General features: G+C 39.4%; 18 protein-coding genes and 1 pseudogene. 11 read left to right on the top strand and 8 right to left on the bottom strand.

Going from position 1 to position 21,748, the window contains the following annotated elements; genetic code table 11:
* Window positions 1-24: 24 nt before the first annotated feature.
* Entirely contained in the window at window positions 25-927 is a 903-nt protein-coding gene (locus tag ACFIJR_RS03215) for a polyprenyl synthetase family protein (protein WP_375653583.1), read from the bottom strand.
* A 423-nt stretch (window positions 928-1,350) separates the two neighbouring features.
* On the opposite strand from ACFIJR_RS03215, the gene rpmF reads away from it, so the two are divergent.
* Window positions 1,351-1,530 (top strand): 50S ribosomal protein L32, encoded by a 180-nt coding sequence (gene rpmF, locus ACFIJR_RS03220; protein ID WP_005774555.1) that lies wholly within the window; start codon window positions 1,351-1,353, stop codon window positions 1,528-1,530.
* Window positions 1,531-1,629: 99 nt separating this feature from the next.
* Window positions 1,630-1,698: pseudogene (locus ACFIJR_RS03225) on the top strand (50S ribosomal protein L32); the annotation flags it as partial.
* Between the two features lie 1,917 nt (window positions 1,699-3,615).
* On the opposite strand, the gene ACFIJR_RS03230 reads toward ACFIJR_RS03225, so the two are convergent.
* The 3 genes from ACFIJR_RS03230 to ACFIJR_RS03240 form a co-directional block, all read right to left on the bottom strand.
* Window positions 3,616-4,200, bottom strand: coding sequence for a CarD family transcriptional regulator (locus ACFIJR_RS03230; RefSeq protein ID WP_375626593.1), 585 nt, complete (start codon window positions 4,198-4,200; stop codon window positions 3,616-3,618).
* 304 nt (window positions 4,201-4,504) lie between these two features.
* On the bottom strand, window positions 4,505-4,846 hold the full coding sequence (gene fdxA / locus ACFIJR_RS03235) for a ferredoxin FdxA (protein ID WP_375648180.1): 342 nt from the start codon (window positions 4,844-4,846) through the stop codon (window positions 4,505-4,507).
* Window positions 4,847-4,867: 21 nt separating this feature from the next.
* A complete protein-coding gene (locus ACFIJR_RS03240) occupies window positions 4,868-6,448 on the bottom strand; it encodes a hypothetical protein (protein ID WP_375653585.1) in 1,581 nt (526 codons plus the stop codon).
* A gap of 582 nt (window positions 6,449-7,030) precedes the next feature.
* On the opposite strand from ACFIJR_RS03240, the gene ACFIJR_RS03245 reads away from it, so the two are divergent.
* Complete coding sequence (locus tag ACFIJR_RS03245; RefSeq protein WP_015856975.1) at window positions 7,031-7,942, top strand: RNA polymerase factor sigma-32; 912 nt, start codon at window positions 7,031-7,033, stop codon at window positions 7,940-7,942.
* Window positions 7,943-7,965: 23 nt separating this feature from the next.
* Window positions 7,966-8,121, top strand: a complete 156-nt coding sequence (locus ACFIJR_RS03250; RefSeq protein WP_375653586.1) for a hypothetical protein — start codon at window positions 7,966-7,968, stop codon at window positions 8,119-8,121.
* A gap of 143 nt (window positions 8,122-8,264) precedes the next feature.
* On the opposite strand, the gene ACFIJR_RS03255 is transcribed toward ACFIJR_RS03250, so the two are convergent.
* Window positions 8,265-9,842 (bottom strand): M48 family metalloprotease, encoded by a 1,578-nt coding sequence (locus ACFIJR_RS03255; protein ID WP_375648183.1) that lies wholly within the window; start codon window positions 9,840-9,842, stop codon window positions 8,265-8,267.
* Window positions 9,843-9,998: 156 nt separating this feature from the next.
* Between ACFIJR_RS03255 and ACFIJR_RS03260 the strand changes: the two genes are divergently transcribed.
* From ACFIJR_RS03260 to rimJ, 4 genes are all read left to right on the top strand, one after another.
* On the top strand, window positions 9,999-10,634 hold the full coding sequence (locus ACFIJR_RS03260) for a thiamine diphosphokinase (protein WP_375625240.1): 636 nt from the start codon (window positions 9,999-10,001) through the stop codon (window positions 10,632-10,634).
* A gap of 104 nt (window positions 10,635-10,738) precedes the next feature.
* Complete coding sequence (locus ACFIJR_RS03265) at window positions 10,739-11,125, top strand: hypothetical protein (RefSeq protein ID WP_375625241.1); 387 nt, start codon at window positions 10,739-10,741, stop codon at window positions 11,123-11,125.
* Window positions 11,125-12,987 carry an ABC-F family ATP-binding cassette domain-containing protein gene (locus ACFIJR_RS03270; RefSeq protein ID WP_375653690.1) on the top strand — a complete coding sequence of 621 codons (1,863 nt, stop codon included), beginning with the start codon at window positions 11,125-11,127 and terminating at the stop codon, window positions 12,985-12,987. The genes ACFIJR_RS03265 and ACFIJR_RS03270 overlap by 1 nt, the downstream gene beginning before the upstream one ends.
* Before the next feature lie 557 nt (window positions 12,988-13,544).
* Window positions 13,545-14,108, top strand: a complete 564-nt coding sequence (gene rimJ, locus ACFIJR_RS03275; RefSeq protein ID WP_375653692.1) for a ribosomal protein S5-alanine N-acetyltransferase — start codon at window positions 13,545-13,547, stop codon at window positions 14,106-14,108.
* Between the two features lie 536 nt (window positions 14,109-14,644).
* On the opposite strand, the gene ACFIJR_RS03280 is transcribed toward rimJ, so the two are convergent.
* Window positions 14,645-14,905, bottom strand: a complete 261-nt coding sequence (locus tag ACFIJR_RS03280; RefSeq protein WP_039760779.1) for a DUF2312 domain-containing protein — start codon at window positions 14,903-14,905, stop codon at window positions 14,645-14,647.
* 263 nt (window positions 14,906-15,168) lie between these two features.
* On the opposite strand from ACFIJR_RS03280, the gene ACFIJR_RS03285 reads away from it, so the two are divergent.
* Both ACFIJR_RS03285 and pyk read left to right on the top strand, forming a co-directional pair.
* Window positions 15,169-15,657, top strand: coding sequence for a DUF1036 domain-containing protein (locus tag ACFIJR_RS03285; RefSeq protein ID WP_375625243.1), 489 nt, complete (start codon window positions 15,169-15,171; stop codon window positions 15,655-15,657).
* Complete coding sequence (gene pyk / locus ACFIJR_RS03290) at window positions 15,654-17,090, top strand: pyruvate kinase (RefSeq protein WP_375626580.1); 1,437 nt, start codon at window positions 15,654-15,656, stop codon at window positions 17,088-17,090. Before ACFIJR_RS03285 ends, pyk begins: the two co-directional genes overlap by 4 nt.
* Before the next feature lie 1,491 nt (window positions 17,091-18,581).
* On the opposite strand, the gene ACFIJR_RS03295 is transcribed toward pyk, so the two are convergent.
* Together ACFIJR_RS03295 and ACFIJR_RS03300 are read right to left on the bottom strand one after the other, a co-directional pair.
* Entirely contained in the window at window positions 18,582-18,965 is a 384-nt protein-coding gene (locus ACFIJR_RS03295; protein ID WP_375626578.1) for a cell division protein ZapA, read from the bottom strand.
* Window positions 18,966-18,977: 12 nt separating this feature from the next.
* Window positions 18,978-19,253 (bottom strand): DUF4164 domain-containing protein, encoded by a 276-nt coding sequence (locus tag ACFIJR_RS03300; protein ID WP_005774573.1) that lies wholly within the window; start codon window positions 19,251-19,253, stop codon window positions 18,978-18,980.
* A gap of 334 nt (window positions 19,254-19,587) precedes the next feature.
* On the opposite strand from ACFIJR_RS03300, the gene tkt reads away from it, so the two are divergent.
* The gene (tkt, locus tag ACFIJR_RS03305; protein ID WP_375653588.1) at window positions 19,588-21,594 is read left to right on the top strand and encodes a transketolase; all 2,007 of its coding nucleotides are present in this window, start codon (window positions 19,588-19,590) and stop codon (window positions 21,592-21,594) included.
* Window positions 21,595-21,748 lie beyond the last annotated feature (154 nt).

Genomic DNA, 21,748 nt, shown 5'->3' on the forward strand with positions numbered 1-21,748 from the left:
TACGTGCAATAGCGTGGATGAAGTTTAATTTTTGCGTATTGCACTAAAGTGTGCTGCTTGTTGGAGCGGGAGTGCTTTAGCGCCAAAAGGATGTAAGAATGCTTCTGCTTTACTGATGAGTGTATCTCGCTTTTTTTGGGTTTCTTCAATGCCGTAAAGATGAACAAAGGTCGCTTTTTGTGCCGTTTCATCTTTCCCAGCCGTTTTTCCTAGGGTTTGCGTGTTGGCGGTGACATCAAGAAGGTCATCGGTTAATTGAAAGGCTAAACCAAGATAGGTACCAAAATCAGTAAGCTTTTCGGTTAATTCTTTGGACGCATTGCCAATGATGGCGCCTGCTTGGCAAGCAAAGCTTATCAGGGCTGCTGTTTTCATGTGTTGTAGAGTGGTGATGTCAGTACTTTCTTGCGGTCTTTTTTCAGCTTCAAGGTCCAGCATTTGTCCACCTAACATACCGCCAAGTCCTGCCGATTGTGCAAGAGACGTGATCAGTTTGATTCTAATGTCTGTCGATAGAGTACTGGCTTTATGGGCAATGATTTCAAAGGCAAATGTTAAGAGGGCATTGCCTGCTAGAATTGCTGTTGCTTCATCAAATGCTATATGGACGGTGGGTTTTCCACGCCGGAGTATATCGTTATCCATAGCGGGAAGATCATCATGAATGAGCGAATAACAATGGATACATTCTAAGGCACATGCAACATCAAGAGAATGTTCTACAGGAACATCAAAAAGTGCAGCACTTTGAATCACAAGAAAAGGACGCAGGCGTTTTCCACCGTTCAGCACACCATAGCGCATGGCTTTGATTAAGTTTTTAGGGCGTGAAATTTCACCATTTTGGATTTGATCACTTAACAGGGTATCAAGCCGCTTTTCAACGGTGTATCCATGTTTTGCAAGAAGGGTGGTAAATTCGTGCATTCTTGCTTCCTTTGTTTTTACAAAAATGAAATTATGAAGTTTAAAAAGAAAGGTTGTCGCTTTTTCTTTTTTTCATAAATTGGCGTCGTTTTTTATTAAAATCAATTTCTCTTTTTATCCGTATCTCTATTGTATGCGCAAATCCCTTTTTAAACTAAATAAAAATTGAATGAAGGTCTTATAAAAAAGATTTCATTGGTGTATAAAATTCTCAAATTTTGCGGTGTTTTGGATATTCATTTGATCATTTTGACACCATTTTTGATGAAAAGAAGGTCATTTTGGTAAGAGGAGGGTCATTTTGACATTGCCTCTTCTTTTTTATCAGTGTATAATATCCTCAAATTTTATGGTGTTTTTAAATGAAGCATTGTCATTTTTGACATTGCTTTTTCTGTTTTAATGGATTTGGAGTGTCTTTTTATGGCTGTACCTAAACGAAAAACCTCTCCAGCGAAGAGGGGCATGCGCCGTTCGGCTGATGCTCTGAAGGCGCCGACTTATATCGAAGATAAAAATTCTGGTGAATTACGTCGTCCTCATCACATTGATTTGAAAACGGGAATGTATCGCGGGCGTTCCGTTTTAGTGGTTAAAGACTGAGCGTTTTATCTCTTTTCCAGTAGTAAGCTTCTTTTGATTCATGAGTGAATGCACGTTTGTGGCGTGCATTTTCGCTTTAAGATGGATGTTGAGGTGTCTTTGCATCGCTCTCATCACATTGATTTGAAAATGGGAATGTATCGCGGGCGTTCCGTTTTAGTGGTTAAAACTTTAGCGTTTTATCTCTTTTCCGGTAGTAAGCTTCTTTTGATTCATGAGTGAATGCATTGGGTAAGATGCGTTTTTCGCTTTTTCTTGAGAACATGTGTGGGATAAGGCTTTGCCATAGAAAAATGATTCTATTGTGAGAGATGATTTTTTTGTTTTTTTGAGAGGTTATAAAGGATTGCTTGTGTCAGTGTCTTTTATGATGATTTTGTTAAGAGCTGGGGTATTGATATAAGGTCAGTAATGGAATCATTTTGTATTGCACTTAATTTTTGCTTACTGTAGAGGGAATCCTATTAGACCGTAAAATATCGTCGTTTAAGGCGGTTGTCCCATGTAAGGCTTTAAGCATACCGGTGTTTTTTATGAGAATATTTAAGGCAATGGTTTGTCTAGAGGCTTACATTGTGACATGTGATTCTCCGAAAAAAATAGAGATTTACATCACATTGATTTATAAAGATCATTCGTTGTTTTGCGTCTTGAATGAAAGGTCTATCGTAGGATTTTCTCATTTTAAATTTCTCTCATGTTGAATCAATGACAATGACTTGCTTTTCGCTCACAAGTGGGGCTGGCATGTGGGTAAAAACTCTATAAGAAAGGAAAAAATGTCTATAATGAATATTTTCAAATGTAAGGATTGTTGTAACATTGGGGGTTAAGTGTATGATGATGCCAGCGTGTTTTCTTATAAGCAGAAAAGAGAAAACCGTTACAAGACAAAAGGTGTACACATTCAATACTCTTTAGTGCTTTTGATGATAAAGACATATGAGACTTTTCTGTGAATATCACGCTTTCTTTTCATATTTTTGTGAATATAAGGGATTTGTTACGAACAGCTTGTAAAATAAGTAAACTTAAAACCAGATGTTTTATGTATGGGGTTGAGCAAAGTATTTTATCAAAGCTAATATGATTCTCCAGTTCATAGCTGGTTTATAAATGGTTTTATGGTGTTACTTACCTAAGTTTGTGATTTTTTTGTTATCTGTTCATCAATATCTAATCTTTAGCGGTCTGTTTAAAACAGAGGTTCAGACTTTTAAGAGTTCTATGAATCATTTTAGATTTTGTATGTCCGATTGGGGTAAGAATATTGCGTACATCTCGTAATCTCTTAAATGAGAATATAACCTATTTTGGAAAAATATGAAGTTGCAAGGGATAATACCAACGCTCGTTTGTATTGTTATTTTTTAAGTTAACTTTACAGCTTTCAAAAATATTTGGAATGCCTTTTATAGAATGGAGATGATGGTTTATTTCATGCTTTTGTTTATCGCGTTCTTTAATGGGGGAATGCTTCTCATGCAAAATAGAGCGCCCAAGACAAAATATATTTATGCTGTACCGTTACGCGTTTTTGAAAAAGAATATTTTCAATATTTGTTGCATCCATTTATGACGGCGTTTTTGAATGTTCTAATGGTTTTGTAGAAGGGCAAAAGGTAAAGTCTCGGTGCAGTGTATAAACGGCACTATGATCTTTACGCTTAATAAAAAAGCAAGCCCGCACCCTTACACATCTTACCAGATTCCAATGTTGGTATATCCTTTGGCACTTGAGACACTTCTCGCTCTTTTTGTATAGTTTTTACCCACAGATCAGCCCCGCTTGTGATTGACAAGCAAGTGATTTTGATTGATTCAACATGAGAGAAATTTGAAATGAGAAATCTTACGATATTCAAGATTCTAATTTAATATGAATAATGCTAGATTATGATGATTAATCAATTTTTTATCTATGAAGCAAGAAAATGAGGAGGAGGGATTTGTCGAAAAGTTAGATTGTTTATAGATTGGCGCTGGTTAAGAAATTTTGTCCTTAAGGGCAGAGAGGATATTAAAAAAATAAAACCAGCGAAAAGCTGGTTTTATCAAAATATCTCATTATGATGAAAGAGTGTGTTATGCAGCGTAGACAGCTTTACTGTTTTCATCTGTTTCTTCTCTCTCAGTTTTAAATTCGCATTTTGGCTTGTTGGAGAGATGCATCTCTATGAGATTGATAGCTTCTGTTTCAGAAAGACTATTAATAACTGCAATTTCGCGGGCCATTCTTTCAAGAGCAGCTGTATAAAGTTGGCGCTCAGAGTAAGATTGTTCAGGCTGTAGATTAGAGCGAAAAAGATCACGGACCACTTCGGCGATACAAATAAGATCTCCTGAGTTGATTTTAGCATCATATTCTTGCGCACGACGTGACCACATGGTTCGTTTAACGCGTGCTTTTCCACGTAAAACTTTTAAGGCGCGTTCGACAGAGTCACTAGCAGATAATTTACGCATTCCAACGGAAAGGGCTTTTGCAATGGGGACTTTGACATCCATCTTATCTTTCGCGAAATGAATGACAAAAAGTTTTAATTTATGTCCTGCAACTTCTTGATCTTCAATCGCTATAATTTGTCCTACTCCATGCGTAGGGTAGACGATATATTCAGAGGTTGCAAATTCTTTGGTCTTGGAAGACGCTCCATGTTGGGATGCCATATTTTAGTTTACTCCCTTATGATCAACAAATGTATCGGAAAACAGGTTATAAACCTGAGGGTTGAGTTTTCTTTAACCAAGTATATTGTACCAATTAAGTGAGCATAAAAGCCGAGTACTTTTAAATCCAAAAAAAATACACCGCTTTACTATAAAAAGCAAAGAAAAATACTTAGAAAGATGATCATGTTAAAATAACACTAACATCAAACTTCCAAAGAATCAATCATTTCGCTTAAGGATTTTTTTATTTTTAAAAGGGAAGTCTTTCAATTGTTGAAGGAGGAGGGTTCGCACTGTATCATTAGTCTTCGCCGCTTCCTGGATTTTCTGAAAAATACTTTTCTAATTTATTTGGAACGCCATCCATTTCTTTTGCTTGAGGAAGAGGATCTTTTTGGGTGGTTATATTAGGCCATTTGTTTGCATAATGAAGATTAAGTTCTAACCACTTTTCTAATCCTGGTTCTGTATCAGGTAAAATTGCTTCTGCTGGGCATTCTGGCACACAAACACCACAATCGATGCATTCGTCGGGGTGAATAACAAGCATGTTTTCCCCTTCGTAAAAACAATCAACAGGGCAGACTTCAACGCAATCCGTATATTTGCAGTGAATGCAGTTGTCGGTTACTACGTGGGTCAAGATCAAACTCCATTTGTTACTTTAATTCTCTTTAGAGGAAAGTGTATGCGTGTTTTTATGATTGGTGAGTTGATCGCGTAGTATAGCTAGTTTCGCAAAAGGTGAATCAGGATTAAAGCGCTTTTCTTTTTGAAAAGGCTTATGATTTGCATGTTTGCCTTGGGATTTGTGGAACTTATGAGAGCGTTTTGTTTGTGATGGAGCTTCTTGAGGGGAATTTTCATTTGTGTGTTCCGCTTTTTTTACAGCGCTCTTCGATTTATTTTGCCACTTATTTCCTAATTTATCACGTTTTTTTTGTGCGTGGTGGTGAAATTGATGTCTATAATGCCATAGTAAAATAACTTTATCTTCTTGTGTAGGGAGAGGGGGGGGGGCAAAATTCCCAACAGGTTCAGCTGCCGGTAAATGATTGGTTTTATGGGGATATTTTTCAATACCAGAGGATAAAGTATTTGGGTATGAGGTATTTTTTTCTTCTCGTGTTGTTTCTGAATCGCTTATTGTTTTCCATTGACTGCCAACGCATTCTGCTGCAGGAACATCTTGCATTGTTCCATTGACAGAGGAAGAGGCTTGGTGTGCAAGGAGATTTTGTTCAAAAACAGTATTGCTTATGCTGTACGATTGATAACCAAGTCCTTTGAGGATTTCTTCCATATCGTTTCCATTGGCCCCAAGAATGGACATCATGGTTGGTGTAACAAAAAAACTTTTGCCATCATAGGCGCCATCGGGTTTGGGATCATTTCCTTGTTTCCAATGAAGTGCGGGGCGGATGAGATTGGCGAGACGTTCTAAAATATCAATCCTTACAGCACGTTGTCCTAAGATTCGGTAGCCGGCTAATTGATAAAATTGGCGGTTATAGGTAGGGTCAACAATCAAAGAGGTTCGACCAGCAGATAATGCTGACAAAATTTCACCCACACCAGTTTGATCTTGTTCCGCATTTTGAAGATTCCACAGGAGAGTAATGGCTTGAACCGGAGCAGGTTTAAGCATTCCGGCAACATAGATGTGAAAAGCGCCAAAACGTACGCCTAGACGCCGAAGCACGGCACGTGATTCTTGCGCAAGTTCTTTGACAATGTCTAAGACTTCGCGGCGTGGTAAAATCCCTAAAGAGTTAAAAAGTTGTAAAGCAAGACTGTTTGTTGAATCCGTTAAACTATCAGCATTACGCAAATCAAACAGGGGTTTTAAAGTCGTTTCAAAATGAAAGGTGACAAAGCGTTCTAATCGCTTCACAACGTTATTGCGGGATTCTCCAGTGAGTTGTTCATCTGCTAAAACAATCAGTTTTGGTTTGAAAAAATCTTCTGTTGCTACAAGCTGTCCTACGGGTTGACCAATCCAGCGCACAATTCCATCAGAACTGAGGGTAAAATCTCCATTTGCACAAGCACAAAAACGTGTTGCGCGTTTGGAAAAAGCAAGAATCAAATTTTCATTCTCTGTTGAAATTTGCTTCTCAGCTATTTGATCGCTACTGTTTTTGTTGGCATAAAAACGAAAACCTTCAAATTTACCCCTTCCGTGTTTTTCAATGAGAATATCATCTTGAAGAATTTCATCCTGTTGAACAATCTTGCTATCCATGATCATTTTCTTTCTCAGTGCGAAATTGGTCAAAAGCTTTTTGCGACAATTTCATAATGCTTCTCTTTCTTTAACACGTTTGTTGCGTTTGCTTCAATCACTCTTGTCGTTTTTTGCTGTTTCTTTTTGCGTCTTTAAAACTTGGATGATTCTTTTTTTTTATTCAGTTTTCATTCAGTTTTGATGCTTTATATTTGCAAATTACACTTATTGGTTGTATTGTAAGGATGAAAGCATAAATAAATTCTTCAATTTAAAAGGAAACAGAACCGGTTATCAAAAAACAGCTTTTGTTTTACATGATCATTTTATTTTTTTTGTTGTTTTGTCATGAAAAGTGAAGAGAAAGTTTTTTCAAATATTTCATAGGCTAAAAGGCATATTGTAAAGGCATTTTGCAGGTGAAATTGTGTCTTATGACAAGAATTTTTACCATGACAGTCAAAAAAAACAATTGCGATTATAAAAATACACGTTAAAGTAGTGGGTACAGAAGTTAACAACTTTTGCGTTCTTTTTAAGCAAAGAACAATGATGTCGTTGCCAAATCAATTTTGATAATTTTAATCGCAAGGGGTTATTATGGGTAATCTTTCAAATGCTGTTTATAAAAGCAGCAAAAATTATAGCGATGCAGACAAAAGCTTAGGACGTAATATGATGCGTTCTGCTATGCAAGCGCCTTATCTTGAACGGCAAAAAGAGCATGATTTGGCTCTGCGGTGGAAAGACAAACGTGATGATGATGCCATGCATCAAATTGCAGCGGCTCATATGCGTTTAGTGATTGCTATTGCTAACCGCTTTAAACGTTTCAAAATGCCATTGGGGGATTTGGTACAAGAAGGGTATGTGGGACTATTGGAAGCAGCTGCACGTTTTGAACCTGATCGGGAAGTGCGTTTTTCAACGTATGCAACGTGGTGGATACGCGCTTCTATTCAAGATTATATTTTGCGAAATTGGTCAATTGTTCGAGGGGGAACGAGTTCTTCGCAAAAAGCACTTTTCTTTAATCTTCGGCGGTTGCGTGCAAAACTGATACAAGATGATAGTGCTTTGTCAAAACAGGATATCTTTCGCACAATCGCTGAAAAGCTTGGCGTTTCCGTGCGCGATGTTGAAACGATGGATTTTCGTTTTTCCAGTTCTGATAATTCCTTGAGTGTTTCTGTTTCTGAGAACAGTGATAATCCCATTGCTAAGATGGATGTTTTGGTGGATGATAGTCCTCTTCCTGATGCTTTAATTGAGCAAGTCATTGATGGTCAAAGGCGTACACAATGGCTTTACGATGCGTTGCAAATTCTCAATGAACGGGAGTTGGAAATTATTCGCTTTCGTCGCTTAAATGAAGAGGGTGCGACTCTTGAAGTTTTGGGTGAAAAGTTAGGAATCTCGAAAGAGCGCGTGCGTCAAATTGAAGCTAGGGCTTTGCAAAAGTTGCGTTCTGCTCTTCTTACGGTTCATTCAGAAGATGCTTACGATATATAAGCAGTGAAAGGCTTTGGGGGGGGATGGAGGAAAGAGAACGTATAAGTAAGGGGGTATATGAGGATACGATGAAGTCAGTTTTAGGGGATGTCCAGATTTGTTTAGGAATATGCCTCCTTGGGGATGCTTTTGGTGCTATTGATGAACAGAGGAAGATTGGGGGTGATGTTGGTTGGTAGGAAATATGTATCAAACGGAGACCTTATAAAAGCATGATGAAGTTGGATTTTAAAGTGTTTCTCTTTATTTTCGAATATGCTTTAAGGGGGAGGACATGATACAGATAGAAAAGAATCAAAGCTGTAGAAGATGAGAAAAAGGCTTATTCTGTAATAATTTTCACTTTTGTACCTGCGGGTAAAGTTTGTGTTGGTGAGAGGGCGTTGAGGATGCGAAAGAGTTTTTCTTTATCTGGTGTGTGTTGCATTTTATTGGCTAGGTTTGCAACGTTTTCTCCTTGTTTAACGCGGACAACACGGATTTTTAAGGGCTTCAATTTTTTTAATTGTGAAGATGAAAGAGAATGAAAGCTTTGTAGCGTTTTTTGGGCAACCTCTACAAAATTTTGAGAATTATGTGGGGCGGCTGTCAGAAAACGAAAGATATGGTTGTTGAATGGAATGACAACTACATCAAATTGCCATTGCTCATTGGTAGCATGGGCTCGTGCTCCAAGTAAACTTTGGCTTTGGAATCCTTGACGCGTAAACTCTTGACTGGGGAGACTTTGAATTGTGATGGGGCGGATAGATGATTGGTCTAGCCCGATAATCCAGCCGCTTTTCAAATAATCACTCGCAGATATTCCAGTAGGATGCGGAATAGCATCAAAACGAATCGCAATTTTATCTGGTCCACTGGCCCAAACAGTGTGTGCTGAATGTTCTATTGTAAAATTATTTGGAACAGAAAAAGCTATGCGCAACTGTGGGTGAATAAATTGGTTACCTCGTACAAAACCTGTATAAAACCCTCCTCCAAAAATCATGCCATCAATGCTTTTGAGAAAAGAATCGCGATCGGTTGTTTTACTATTCCCTTTACTGATTTTACGCGCCTTTTCTATCGCAAGCCGAATGCGTTGAGGGGTGGTTGGGTGAGAAGCTAGAAAATCTAGAGAAGCATTTTGGGTGCCGGAGATATTACGCAAAGCACTATAGGCTTCCATTGTTTGAAGAAAGCGCGGTGAAGCAAATGGATCATATCCTGCTTGTTGGAGCATTTCAAGTGCAAGGGAATCAGCTTCCAGCTCTTGATTGCGGGAAAATTGCGCGAGTTGTTGCTTGTTTTGCACAGGGTTATGAAGTTTTTTGCCAATAGAAGAAAGAAGATGTGAAGATATGTGATTTGCCATCTTTAATTGGGCTTCTTTTTGCAGGCGTAAAATGCCATGATTGGCTCTAATATGTGCTATCTCATGGGCTAAAATGGCTGCAACTTCTGAAGAATCATTGGCTAATGCCAGCATACCACGAGTGATGTAGATTGCGCCATTGGGGAGCGCAAATGCGTTAATACTTTCTGAGTTTAAAATTGTTACAGAATAGTTTTGATGAGAACTATGGGATGCAACTGTCAGTTTACGGACAATCTTTGCTAAAAGGTGTTCAAGTTTTGCATTATAATAAGCGCCGCCATACATTTGCAAAATACGCGGGTGTTGCAAAGCGCTTAATGTGACATAGATATTGTGATTGTTGGTACGTTTGATTGTTTTAGAAGAAGTGGAAGAAAGCTTATCATTTTGAGAGAGGGGCGTATGACAAGCCGAAAGGAGAAACGTTAAACTTATGAGAGTGGCTTTATACAGGCACGAGTGAAAAAGAAAATTGCGTTGAAAAATGGGGTGCGTTGGACCATGGTGCACATTATTTCTGCGGAGTAATTTGGCAAATTGCATTTGTATCTTTTGTATCTTTGTATCGTATGTTTCTTTAAGAAAGACATTAGGGATAAGGATTCGTTGGGCTATATCACGCTTTTTGTTTATAAAAAATGACTCTCACTTATAAAAGGATGCGCTGTAAAGGAAATTTTGTGAAAGGCAAAGTATGGCATGACAACATTTACGATATTATTAAATGGAGATGTTCATATCACTGATCGTTTGCTTAATCAAATTCAAAACAGTCGGGTGATTGCTGCTGATGGTGGTATGCGTCATGCGGCAGCGCTTAATGTGTCGCCTGAGTTGTGGTTAGGCGATTTTGATTCGTCAGATGAGAATTTAATACGCAAATATAGTCATGTTCCGCGTGAAGTTTTTCCCTCTGATAAAGATATGACAGATAGTGCTCTGGCTTGTGAAAGAGCGCTGCAAAATGGCGCTAAAAAGCTTATTTTGTGCGGTGCTTTGGGAGGTGAGCGAAGTGATCATAGCCTTTCTCATATGACGCAAGCGTTAATGATGGCTGAAAGGGGCATTTCAGTGTTGTTGACAAGCGGTTTGGAAGAAGGCTGGCCGGTTTTGTCAAAACCCTGTTCGTATGATTTGCCTAAGGGATGTTTGTTTAGTATTATCGGTTTTTCTGATTTAAAAGGCTTAACTCTTAAAGGGGTAAAATGGCCAATTTGTGACAAAAATGTGTCATTTGGCTCTTCTTTAACACTTTCTAACCGTATTTGTGGAACCTTTTCTTGCCATTTAGGTTCTGGAAAAGCTATATTGTTAGCGTCTGTGCCTATTCCATAAAGCTCTTCCAATAATATTTTGAATAAGGCAGGGGGGGGCCTAGTGATTAAGTGCCGACATAAACGATATATTATGTATTGATCTTGAGAAGGAAAGGTTTTGATATGCTAAAATCAATTTTTAAAGTGGCTGTTGTTTCAGCCATTGGTTTCAGTTCAGTTGCTTGTACCACAAACGATGAACGCGTTGCACGTTACGGCGTAGGAGGAGCAGCAATTGGTGCTTTGGCTGGAACTGCTATTGCTGGAAGTACTCCTGGAGCAGCACTTACCGGTGCAGCATTTGGTGCTTTGGCTGGAACAGTAACAGGTGCAGCTGCAAATCAAAGAAAACAACAAAGACAGGCATCACAATTGTGCACGTATCGTGGTCGTAGAGGGCATGTTTACCAAGCACCTTGTGCACAAAGAGTCCCTGTACGACAATTATGTGCTTACCGTGATGCAAGAGGGGTGATGTATAAAGCACCTTGTCCGCGCCGCGTTCGTTAATGGCGGTGCCGCTTCTGCGGCTTGACCGCATTTTCTTAAATTTTGGAAAAACGCCTTTGCTCAATCAAGCTTCTTTATCGGTTGAGCAGGGGGCGCGTATTGCGCTGGTCGGCCGTAATGGTTGTGGAAAATCGACCTTATTAAAAATTGCCGCAGGAATATTAGAACCTCATGGTGGCGAAATTTTTCGCCACCCGCGAGTAACGCTCCGTTATGTCTCACAAAATCCGGATTGTTCAGGATTTGAAGATATTAACGCTTATATGGAAGCGGGGCTGGACAGTACATCTGATGTCCAGTGGATCAATACGCTTCGCACAAATTTAGGGTTTTCGGGGGCGGAAAAATTGGAAACGCTTTCGGGAGGCGAAAAGCGACGTGTTTCGTTGTTACGGGCCATTGCTGCAAAACCCGATATTTTGTTCTTAGATGAACCAACCAACCATCTTGATTTACCAACCATTGAATGGCTGGAAGCTGTTTTGTGTTCTTTGCGTTCAGCGATGGTGGTGATTTCCCATGATCGGCGATTTTTAGAAAATGTTACGCGGTCAACGGTATGGCTTGATCGTGGCACAACCAAAAGACTGGAAAAGCGTTTTTCTGAGTTTGAAAATTGGCGTGATAAAGCACTGGAAGAAGAAGCCATCGAACAGCATAAATTGGGGCGCCAAATTGCTCGTGAAGAGCAATGGTTGCGTTATGGTGTGAGCGCACGGCGTAAGCGTAATGTACGGCGCTTAGGCGAATTAAAAAACTTAAGACAGCGTCATCAAACCTATAAAGGGCAGCCGGGAAATGCACTTTTGACAGCAGCGAAAAGTCATGATTCTGGGCAATTGGTGCTTGAAGCAAAGAAAATTTCAAAATCCTATGGTGATCGCATTATCGTGAAAGATTTCTCTTTGCGCATTCAGCGTGGTGATCGGATCGGTTTGGTAGGACCCAATGGAATCGGAAAGACAACTCTCATTTCTGCATTAATTGGGCAAGAAGCCGTGGATAGTGGAACGGTGAGGCATGGCTATAACCTCTCTATGGCATTGCTTGATCAGCAACGTATTTTAAATGAAGAAGAAACTTTAGCGCATTATTTAACGGGAGGAAGAGGTGACACTCTTGTGATCAATGGACAAGAGCGGCATGTCGTTTCTTATATGAAAGACTTTTTATTTTCACCTGAACAAGCACGCACTCCCCTTAAAGAATTTTCCGGGGGAGAAAGAGCACGCCTCATGCTTGCACGACTTCTTTCACGTCCTGCAAACTTTTTGATTCTTGATGAACCGACCAATGATTTGGATATGGAAACTTTGGATTTGTTGCAAGAATTTATTGCTGATTTTGCGGGAACAGTATTGTTGGTTAGCCATGACAGAGACTTTTTAGATCGTACTGTAACGCATATGTTGGCACCTCAAGGTGATGGTCAGTGGGTTTTGTATGCGGGCGGTTATAGTGATATGATGGCGCAAAACCAGCATGCTCTGAGTTTACAACGCAAAAAAACAGAATTATCGCAGCGTAATGCATCTTCAAAATCTCATGTGGGAGAGCTTTCAAAGCAGGACACATCAACAGATCATGGCTTGATAGGGCGGGAGAAAAAAACACGAGGTAAATTGTCTTATAAGCAGGTTTATGCATTGGAAAAATTGCCTGAAGAAATTGCTGTTTTGCAGGACGAAATCAAAAAAATTGAACAAGAGCTCTCTGATCCAGCCCTTTATCGCAGTGATAAAGAGCGTTTTGAGCGTTTATCAACAGCGTTGGAAAAAAAGAAAAATACTTGCACACAAAAAGAAGAAGAATGGTTAGAACTTGAAATTTTACGCGAAGAAATGGAAGCGTGTTCACGGTAATGTCTAAAACATTTTAAAAGATTTGTATTGCATTATCACTTTTCTTGGATTTGTTACAAGAGTTTGTGGCTGATTTAGCGGGAACAGTGTTGTTGATGAGTCATGGCAGAAACTTTTTAAATCCCACTGTAACATATAGCTTTTCAAGGTGATGGTCATTGGGTTTTGTATGTGGGCAGTGATATGATAGCGCACAATAAGCATGATCTGAGTTTACAAGGCAAAGAAACAAAACTATCTTTGCCGTGAGTTTTTTCAAAATTTTGTATATGGAAGTATACCAGTTCCATTACACACTTTGCCAGTCCCCAATGTTGCTACAGCGCTCCTTGGAACTTGAGAGCATTCGTAAAAAACATTTCCTTGTCTTTACCTTATGCTTTAAACATACCACCCCCGCTTATGACGGAAAAGTAAATGATCCTCATTGATTCTAACGTAAGAAGTGTTGTGATGAGGAAAGCTTATTTTATTTGACATTATGATTTAAGTTCAAAAGTGATGATTTGTTAGGATAAATCAACGTGTTATTGTAACATTTCTAGGAGGAGAAAATGATGGCAATTAAAACAAAGCGAACAATTTCCACATTGATCGGTTTAGAAGATGCAGCTGAACTGTCTTCTTATTACCTCCGTAATGCGAATCATCTGCGTCCTTTTGAACCTGTTAGATCTGATGGTTACCACAGCCTAACAGCTTGGGAAACACGAGCCAATGCATTTGCTTATGAAAATGCACAAGGACAAGCATACCGATATGCTGTACGATTAAAAAATGAAAACACAATTATCGGTGTTGTGAATTTTACAAATGTGGTTCGGGGTGTTTTTCAAGCCTGTCATCTTGGTTTTTCTCTTGATGAAAAACAACAAGGCAAAGGTCTCATGTTTGAGAGTTTATCGGCTCTAATACGCCATATCTTTTATGTTTATCATCTGCATAGAGTGATGGCAAATTATAGACCTGAGAACATAAAAAGCGAACGTTTATTAAAGCGCCTTCATTTTGAAAAAGAAGGCTATGCCAAAGACTATTTGATGATTTCTGGAAAATGGAGAGACCACATTCTAACCTCTCGAATCAATGATCTGTATGAGTCCGTTAATAGATTCGAATAAAGTTTTATTAAAAGTTCTATCAAGGGGCTTTTTATCAAATGTGTAAATATGCCGAATTTCTGCCTATCCTAAAAGATAAAGATCCTTAACCAGCTCTTCTTTTGTAAACAGTTCAGACTCTCATTTAGCGGATTTCAACTGCTGACCACTTTATATGTTTCTTTTTGTAGATAATGAATTGATTTATCATCATAATTCATTTCTTCAATTTGAAGGAAGAGAGTCCTTAATATCGTAAGACTTTCTCATTTCAAATCTATTGATGTTTAATCATAAAAATTACCTCTCTTGCACATCACAAATTGGATTGGCGTACAAGTGAGGGGTTGTGTGGATAAAAATGATTGGAGGAGAGGGATAAAAATGCTCTGTATAAATCCTTTTAATGTGAGGGCTGTTGCAATATTGTGTATTTTGTGACCGATAGTCTCGTTACAAGTTACACAAACAGCTTATTATTGGGTGAAATTTTTATACATTCATTTGTTTTTTTGCATTTTCTTTTCTTAAGAAATTTTCCAATTTTATCAATAGCTTTAACTCATACCAAGCGCATTTTTATAAAGCTCAATGATTGCTTCTTCTTCCATTCGTTCATGCTCTTCTTTTTTACGCAACCGTATAATGCTGCGAACGGCTTTACTATCAAAACCAGAGCCTTTAAGTTCAGTGTAAACGTCTTTAATATCATCAGAAATGGTTTTTTTCTCTTCTTCTAGTCGTTCAATACGTTCGATAAAAGAGCGTAATTGGTTTACGGATATGGCGTGTGTTTGATCGGTTACTGTATCGTTCATTGTATTTTTCTCCAAGTTATATATTCTAAGTTGTTTTTCGACGACGAATTTATGTTGAAAAAGCTTGAAAAACAAAAAGCAAATCAAGCTACACTGTTTTTTTACAAATTGACTTTAAATATTTTGTAAAATTTTTAAGATATATGCATTGATAAAAGGGCTATAAAAAGAAAAATATAAAAATATACGTTTTAGACTTGAAAAGCTTTTGAAAAAGAAGTGTGTAATTTCTTTTGAGAATTTGACATTATAGAGGAAGTTTTGTGATTTTAAAAAAACGATATTGGGTGTTTCAGAAAGGATTGAAGGTTTTTCTCTTGAGCATTTTGCTCTTGTTTTCCCTTGTTGTTTTTGCAAAAGCTGACTTTAGGGTTTGTAATACAACCCAACAGTCTGTAGGGGTTGCTCTTGGATATCGTACATTTTCAGGGTGGGTGAGCGAAGGCTGGTGGACGGTACCCGTGACGGAGTGTAAAACCTTAATTGAAGGGCCTCTTGCTTCACGGTTTTATTATTTTTATGCGGAAGGGGCACAAAAAAAAGGGAATTGGGCAGGCTCTGTAACCATGTGTGTGCAAGATAGCCAATTTACCATTCAAGGGGTTCATGATTGTTTCCCTCGAGGATATCAAAAGGCTGAATTTAAAGAAATCGATACCGGAAATCAAACCAGTTGGATGATACAGTTGACGGATGAGTCTTTGTTAAACAATTCAGTTGTCCCTTCTCTTTCAGGAAATTCTCCACCGTGAAACGTGCACGTAAAGTGAAAATTATTGCGACTCTTGGTCCTTCTTCTTTTTCCAGTGAAATGATTGAGAAGCTTTTTAGGGCAGGAGCAGATGTTTTTCGTCTTAATATGAGCCATACTGACCGTGATATGATGGGTGATTTGGTCAAGTCTATACGAGAAGTTGAAAAAACAGTTCGGCGACCCATTGGTATTTTAGTGGATCTTCAGGGGCCAAAACTGCGTGTGGGTCGTTTTACTAAGGGTCAAGAAGATTTGCGTGTTGGGCAAAGCTTTACGTTAGATAATCGCGATGTGTTAGGTGATGCACAGCGTGTTTTTTTCCCTCATGAGGATGTATTTTCGGCTGTTAAACCAGGGGATCGGTTATTAATTGATGACGGAAAACTGGAACTGCGTGCGCAAGTTTGTGATGGTCATTCTGTACAATGTCGCGTGGTTGCTGGAACACGTATTTCTGATCGAAAGGGTGTCAGTTTTCCCGATACAATTTTGCCTTTTGATTCGATGACGTCAAAAGATAAGGAGGATCTTCAGGCTCTTTTACAGCAGCCTGTTGATTGGGTTGCTCTTTCTTTTATTCAACGTCCAGAAGATATTATGGCGGTGCGTCGGTTGACGAAAAGCAAGGTGTCTTTGATGGCTAAAATCGAAAAGCCTCAAGCCTTAGAGCATATAGAGAAAATTATTGATGTATCCGATGGTATTATGATTGCACGGGGTGATCTTGGAGTGGAAATGCCTTTGGAAAGGGTTCCTGCACTTCAGATGGAGCTCATAAAAGCTTGTCGTTTAGCAGGGAAGCCTGTTGTGGTGGCAACACAAATGCTCGAATCAATGATCACATCTTCTGTTCCGACACGCGCAGAAGTGTCGGATGTTGCTACAGCAGTTTATGCAGGAACAGATGCGGTGATGTTGTCTGCTGAATCTGCTTCTGGTCGCTATCCTGAAGAAGCTGTGCTTATGATGGACCGAATCGCGCGGCAAATCGAACAAGATCACACTTATGCCGCTCAGGTTGGGGCACAACATCCAGCACCAGAATCAACAGGAACGGATGCGATTTCTCTTGCTGCGCGTCAGATTGCTGAAACACTTGCGCTATCAGCTATCGTTGCCTATACGGCTTCCGGAACAACGGGGGTGCGTGCCTCTCGTGAACGCCCTAATAGACCGATTATTGCTTTATCGCCCATTGTGGAAACAGCACGGCGTTTGGCTTTAGTTTGGGGGCTTCATTGTGTGGTCACGCAAGATGCACGGAGTTTAGAGGATATGGTTGATCGTGCAGCAGCCATTGCATTTCAGGAAGGCTTTTGCAAAGGGGGAGATCGCTTTCTTGTGACAGCTGGGGTTCCCCTTGGAACGCCTGGAGCGACAAATCTCTTGCGTATTGCTTCTGTCTCTCAAGATGGAACGAAAGGGATTTGAGCCGTTTATGCATGATGTTTTTTTATGCGCCTTTAAACAGGCTTTAAAAACAACGGGTGTGCGTTTTTTGTGAATGCTTCCATAGACCTATTATTCTTTTACCTCCCATTGTAAAGATAGCAAGGTGTTGCGTTAGGTTATAAGGTTTGGTGATGGGAGCAGATGCGGTGATGTTGTCTGTTGATTTTGTTTTAGTTCTGAAGAAGCTGCTTTTACGGTAGGGCATTGAATGGAAGCCCCCCTCTTTTATTTCATTGAGGTAGGCATAGTGGGGATTGCTTTATTGCTGTTTATACGAGAAAGATGTTCATTGATAATGAGAATTCATTCTTTTTCTTTTTGAATGAGAGCCTTGAAATTGTTCTCATTTTAAACTTTTGCAAACAGAATTGAATAAAATTAGAATTGTGTGCCTAAAAAATCATGATGGTATGTTATGAGAAAAATTGATGGGTGAATGTGTTTTAAAAATATGCTTTGTCGGCGCGTTTGCAACATATTGATTTATAATGATAACATAGCGTTCTTTATATTGAATTAAAACCCTGAATACCGCAAAGTTCTCTTAACTTTAAATTTGTTTATGTTTTGTCAATCATAACTATTGCTTGTACGTCACAAGCGGGGCTCTTGTGGGTAAAAACTGTACAAGAAAGGTGTCCCTCTTATGAATCGTTTTAAGGGCCAAGGGGGCTGTCGCAATATTGGAGGCCGGTTATAGTGATGGTGCCGGTTTGCTCTTTTATTAAGCGTGGAGATTTTGAGGGGTGGGGAGAAAGGTATGGATGAATTGTTTGTTATAAGGATAAAGATGGTGGTAGAGGATGTTTTCAAGAGCTATTATTGTCGTTTATGATGTTTGAAGTTGTCGCAGATTAACATAATCTTCGGGTTTGGCTTTTTTCCTGCTCTAAAGGATGAAAATACTAAAGTTCACGCTGGTTTATAAATGATACGGTTCTTCTAGGTGGGTTTTATCTGATGGACATTCTAGGTGCAAAGACTCCATGGTGCTTATATTATCAAATGGCGGTGTTTTACGGGATAATAGATAAGGTTATTTTTTAAATATATTTTGAATCTGCTTGACCTTATCTAAGGACAAGGACTTTATGGTATGCATTCAGAGGAAACATGAATAGAGTTCTTTTTTTCGAAGGATGCTTTATTTGTTTGTTGCTGTTGTCATTTATATGATTTTTTTACAATGATGTTGGTTTTGTTATCTTGTTGCACTGTTAAAGACATCTCATTTGAAGTGTGGTGATATAAGGTTGCCTCTTTGATATAGGAAGTGTTTGTGCGGAGATGAAAGATTCAGGGTCGGGCTTTCTTGTTGAGTTTTAAGTTAATCCCATAAGTGGTGAGTAGCTGGAATCCTTCCTATAAGAAACCAGACTGTTTACAGACTGGTGTGGGTTTAAGAATTTTTATCCTGTGAGATGTGGCGGACAAGTCAAGTCTCTGGTTTATTATGCGCTGATGTACTTTTTAGAAATCTTCCTGTTCTTGTTCTTGAATGTTTGTGCTGTTTTGATCATCTTTGAGCAATTGGTTGGTGAGATTTTCAATGCGTTGGGTGGTGTCACGCATAATTTTTCCCATGGTGCGGTCTCTTTCGTTGTGGAGTCGTAAAAGAGCATTGTAGTCTTCTTGTAATTTTTTATTTTCTCGTTTTATTTCTTCCATTTCATCAATAATCATTATGCCAGCCATAACCGATAAACGATGGTCGCCAATTTCACCAAAATTGTTCTTTAAATGTGTGATATATTGATCTAATTGAGCAGCAAGCGCAATAAGACGACGTTCTTGTCCTTTGTCACAAGCCATGCGATAAACTTTACCATCAATGGTAACGGAAACAGTTTCCATACATTCAAACCTTTATCTATCAATGACAACACGAATTGTTTCCATTGCTTTAATAAGACGTTTGGAAACTTCTTTGTTTACGGACTCTAAGCGTTCAATTTGGGCTTCAGCTTTGTCAAGCGCTTGGGCAAGATGGCTGCGGTCAGCATTCATTCGTTGGATTTCTTCTTCCCATTCGTTATTTTTATCAATAACGGCATTGCGGTTTATTATGGTGATCTCTAAAGTTCTAAGTGCCTTTTCTAGGTGCTCTAAAGCATCTTGTAGAACTGTAGTCTCTTGGTTCATTGCCTTTATCCTTTGGGTAATTGTATCCTTTATCAATGTGTTATGCAAAAACGAATCACTTTCACTCTTGTATTGTGCGCATTTTATTTTTAAGTATGTAGGATATTTTAGCAAGCAAAGCAGGGGATGGATATAAATTAAAAGCTGGATTTTTTGCGCGTATTGGCATAAATGACATGGATATACAGGACGCGTGAGGGGAATGTTATTAATGTTATTGAAGTGGTGGCAAGAAGTCTCACACTAATGGTTAAAAAATAGTATTTCTTGAGAGTTTTAAGAGAATACGGAAAAAGCAACAGAATAACGTATTTAACGAAATGGTCGATTATTCATGACAAATACCCACCAACAGAATCAGATGGCCAATGCTATCCGTTTTCTTGCTATTGATGCGATTGAAAAAGCAAATTCTGGTCATCCGGGCTTACCAATGGGGGCAGCCGACATTGCTACAGTCCTTTATACACAATTCCTTGCTCATGATCCTAAAAATCCTCGCTGGCCTAATCGTGATCGTTTTGTGTTATCGGCGGGGCATGGGTCTATGTTGCTTTATGCTCTCTTGTATCTTTCTGGTTATGAAGATATTGGCATTGAAGATCTCAAAAATTTTCGCCAATTAGGGGCAAAGCTTGCTGGGCATCCAGAATATGGGCATGTGGCGGGAATCGAAACAACCACTGGACCACTTGGACAAGGGTTGGCAAATGCCGTGGGAATGGCTCTTGGGGAGCGTTTGCAAAATGCCCGTTTTGGTGATCTCATCAATCATTACACTTACGCGTTGGTGGGCGATGGATGCCTTATGGAAGGAATATCTCAAGAAGCGATTTCCCTTGCTGGTCATTTGAAACTCAATAAGCTTATTGTGTTGTGGGACGATAATAATATTTCCATTGATGGAGAGATTTCCCTTGCTGATAGTACTGATCAGATTGCGCGTTTTAAAGCTTCTGGTTGGGAGACACATAAAGTCAATGGGCATGATCAAGCAGCAATTGCACGGGCTATTGAGGCGGCACAAAATTCCGATAAACCAACTTTGATCGCTTGTAAAACAACAATTGGTTTTGGAGCGCCAAATAAAGCGGGTACCAATAAAGTTCATGGGTCCCCTTTGGGCGCACGAGAAATTACTGAAACCCGTATCGCTTTAGGGTGGGATGCTGAGCCTTTCATTATTCCAGCCGATATTCTCGATAATTGGCGCTTGGCTAGTCTCAATGCTGCTAAAAAACGCCAAAAGTGGGAAGCAAAATTTGCTGATCTTCCTGTCTCAGAGCGTGTGGAGTTTGAAAGATTGATGCGGGGCGATCTCGTGGGCGGATTTGATGGCGCTATTGATACTTATAAACAGAAACTGGTTGAAGAGCGGCCTGTTGTTGCTACGCGTAAAGCTTCGGAAATGGCTCTTGAAGTTATCAATGGAGTCGTTACTGAAACTATTGGTGGTTCGGCTGATCTAACCGGATCTAATAATACAAAAAGCAGCCAGATGAAAAGTATCTCTGCTGAAGATTTTTCAGGGCGTTATCTGCATTATGGAATTCGCGAACATGTAATGGGAGCCGTGATGAATGGTCTTGCCCTTTATGGCGGCTTTATTCCTTATGGGGGAACCTTTTTATGCTTTTCTGACTATATGCGTCCTGCTATGCGGCTCTCTTCTCTTATGGGATTGCGGGTGATTTATGTCATGACACATGATTCTATTGGTCTTGGTGAGGATGGTCCGACCCATCAACCCGTGGAACATTTGGCTTGCCTGCGCGCAATACCTAATCATCTTGTGTTTCGACCTGCTGATGCTATGGAGACAGTCGAGTGTTGGCAATTGGCTTTGAAAGCACGCAAAACGCCTTCTACTTTGGCTTTGAGTCGACAAAATCTACCGCTTTTGCGTCAAGAGTATGAAGAAGAAAATCTCTGTATGCTCGGTGCTTATGAATTCCTAACAGCTAGTGATGATGCACAAGTGACGCTGTTTGCTTCTGGTTCAGAATTGCAAATTGCAGTGGAGGCACATACGGTGTTAGAAGAAAAAGGCATCCCAACGCGTGTGGTTTCTGTGCCTTGTTTTGAACTTTTTTCTCAACAGTCTCTCTCTTATCAGCGTGCTCTCATTGGGGAGGCACCGATTAAAATTGCCATTGAAGCTGCTGTCGCCCAAGGGTGGGATCGTTTTATTGGCTGTGATGGTGTGTTTATTGGTATGGAGGGCTTTGGGGCAAGTGGAACAATTGATGCCCTTTATGCGCATTTTGGTATTACTTGTGAGAATGTGGTCGCTACCGTTGAAAAAGAGCTTGGAAAGATCAAAGAGGAAAAGACAAAGTGATAGTTTGTGTTGTCATGAATGGGGTGGTTTTAGGGCATCATATTCTGTCCAGTGTTGTGGATGATCTTGTGCATTATTGTGGATAAGTGAGTGATTGATCAAGATATTGACATTGTGGGAATTAATGATTTTGGATTGGTACCCATTTATTGTG

It is taken from the genome of Bartonella sp. OD88NMGDW (assembly GCF_042193775.1).
Classification (GTDB): Bacteria; Pseudomonadota; Alphaproteobacteria; order Rhizobiales; family Rhizobiaceae; genus Bartonella; species Bartonella grahamii.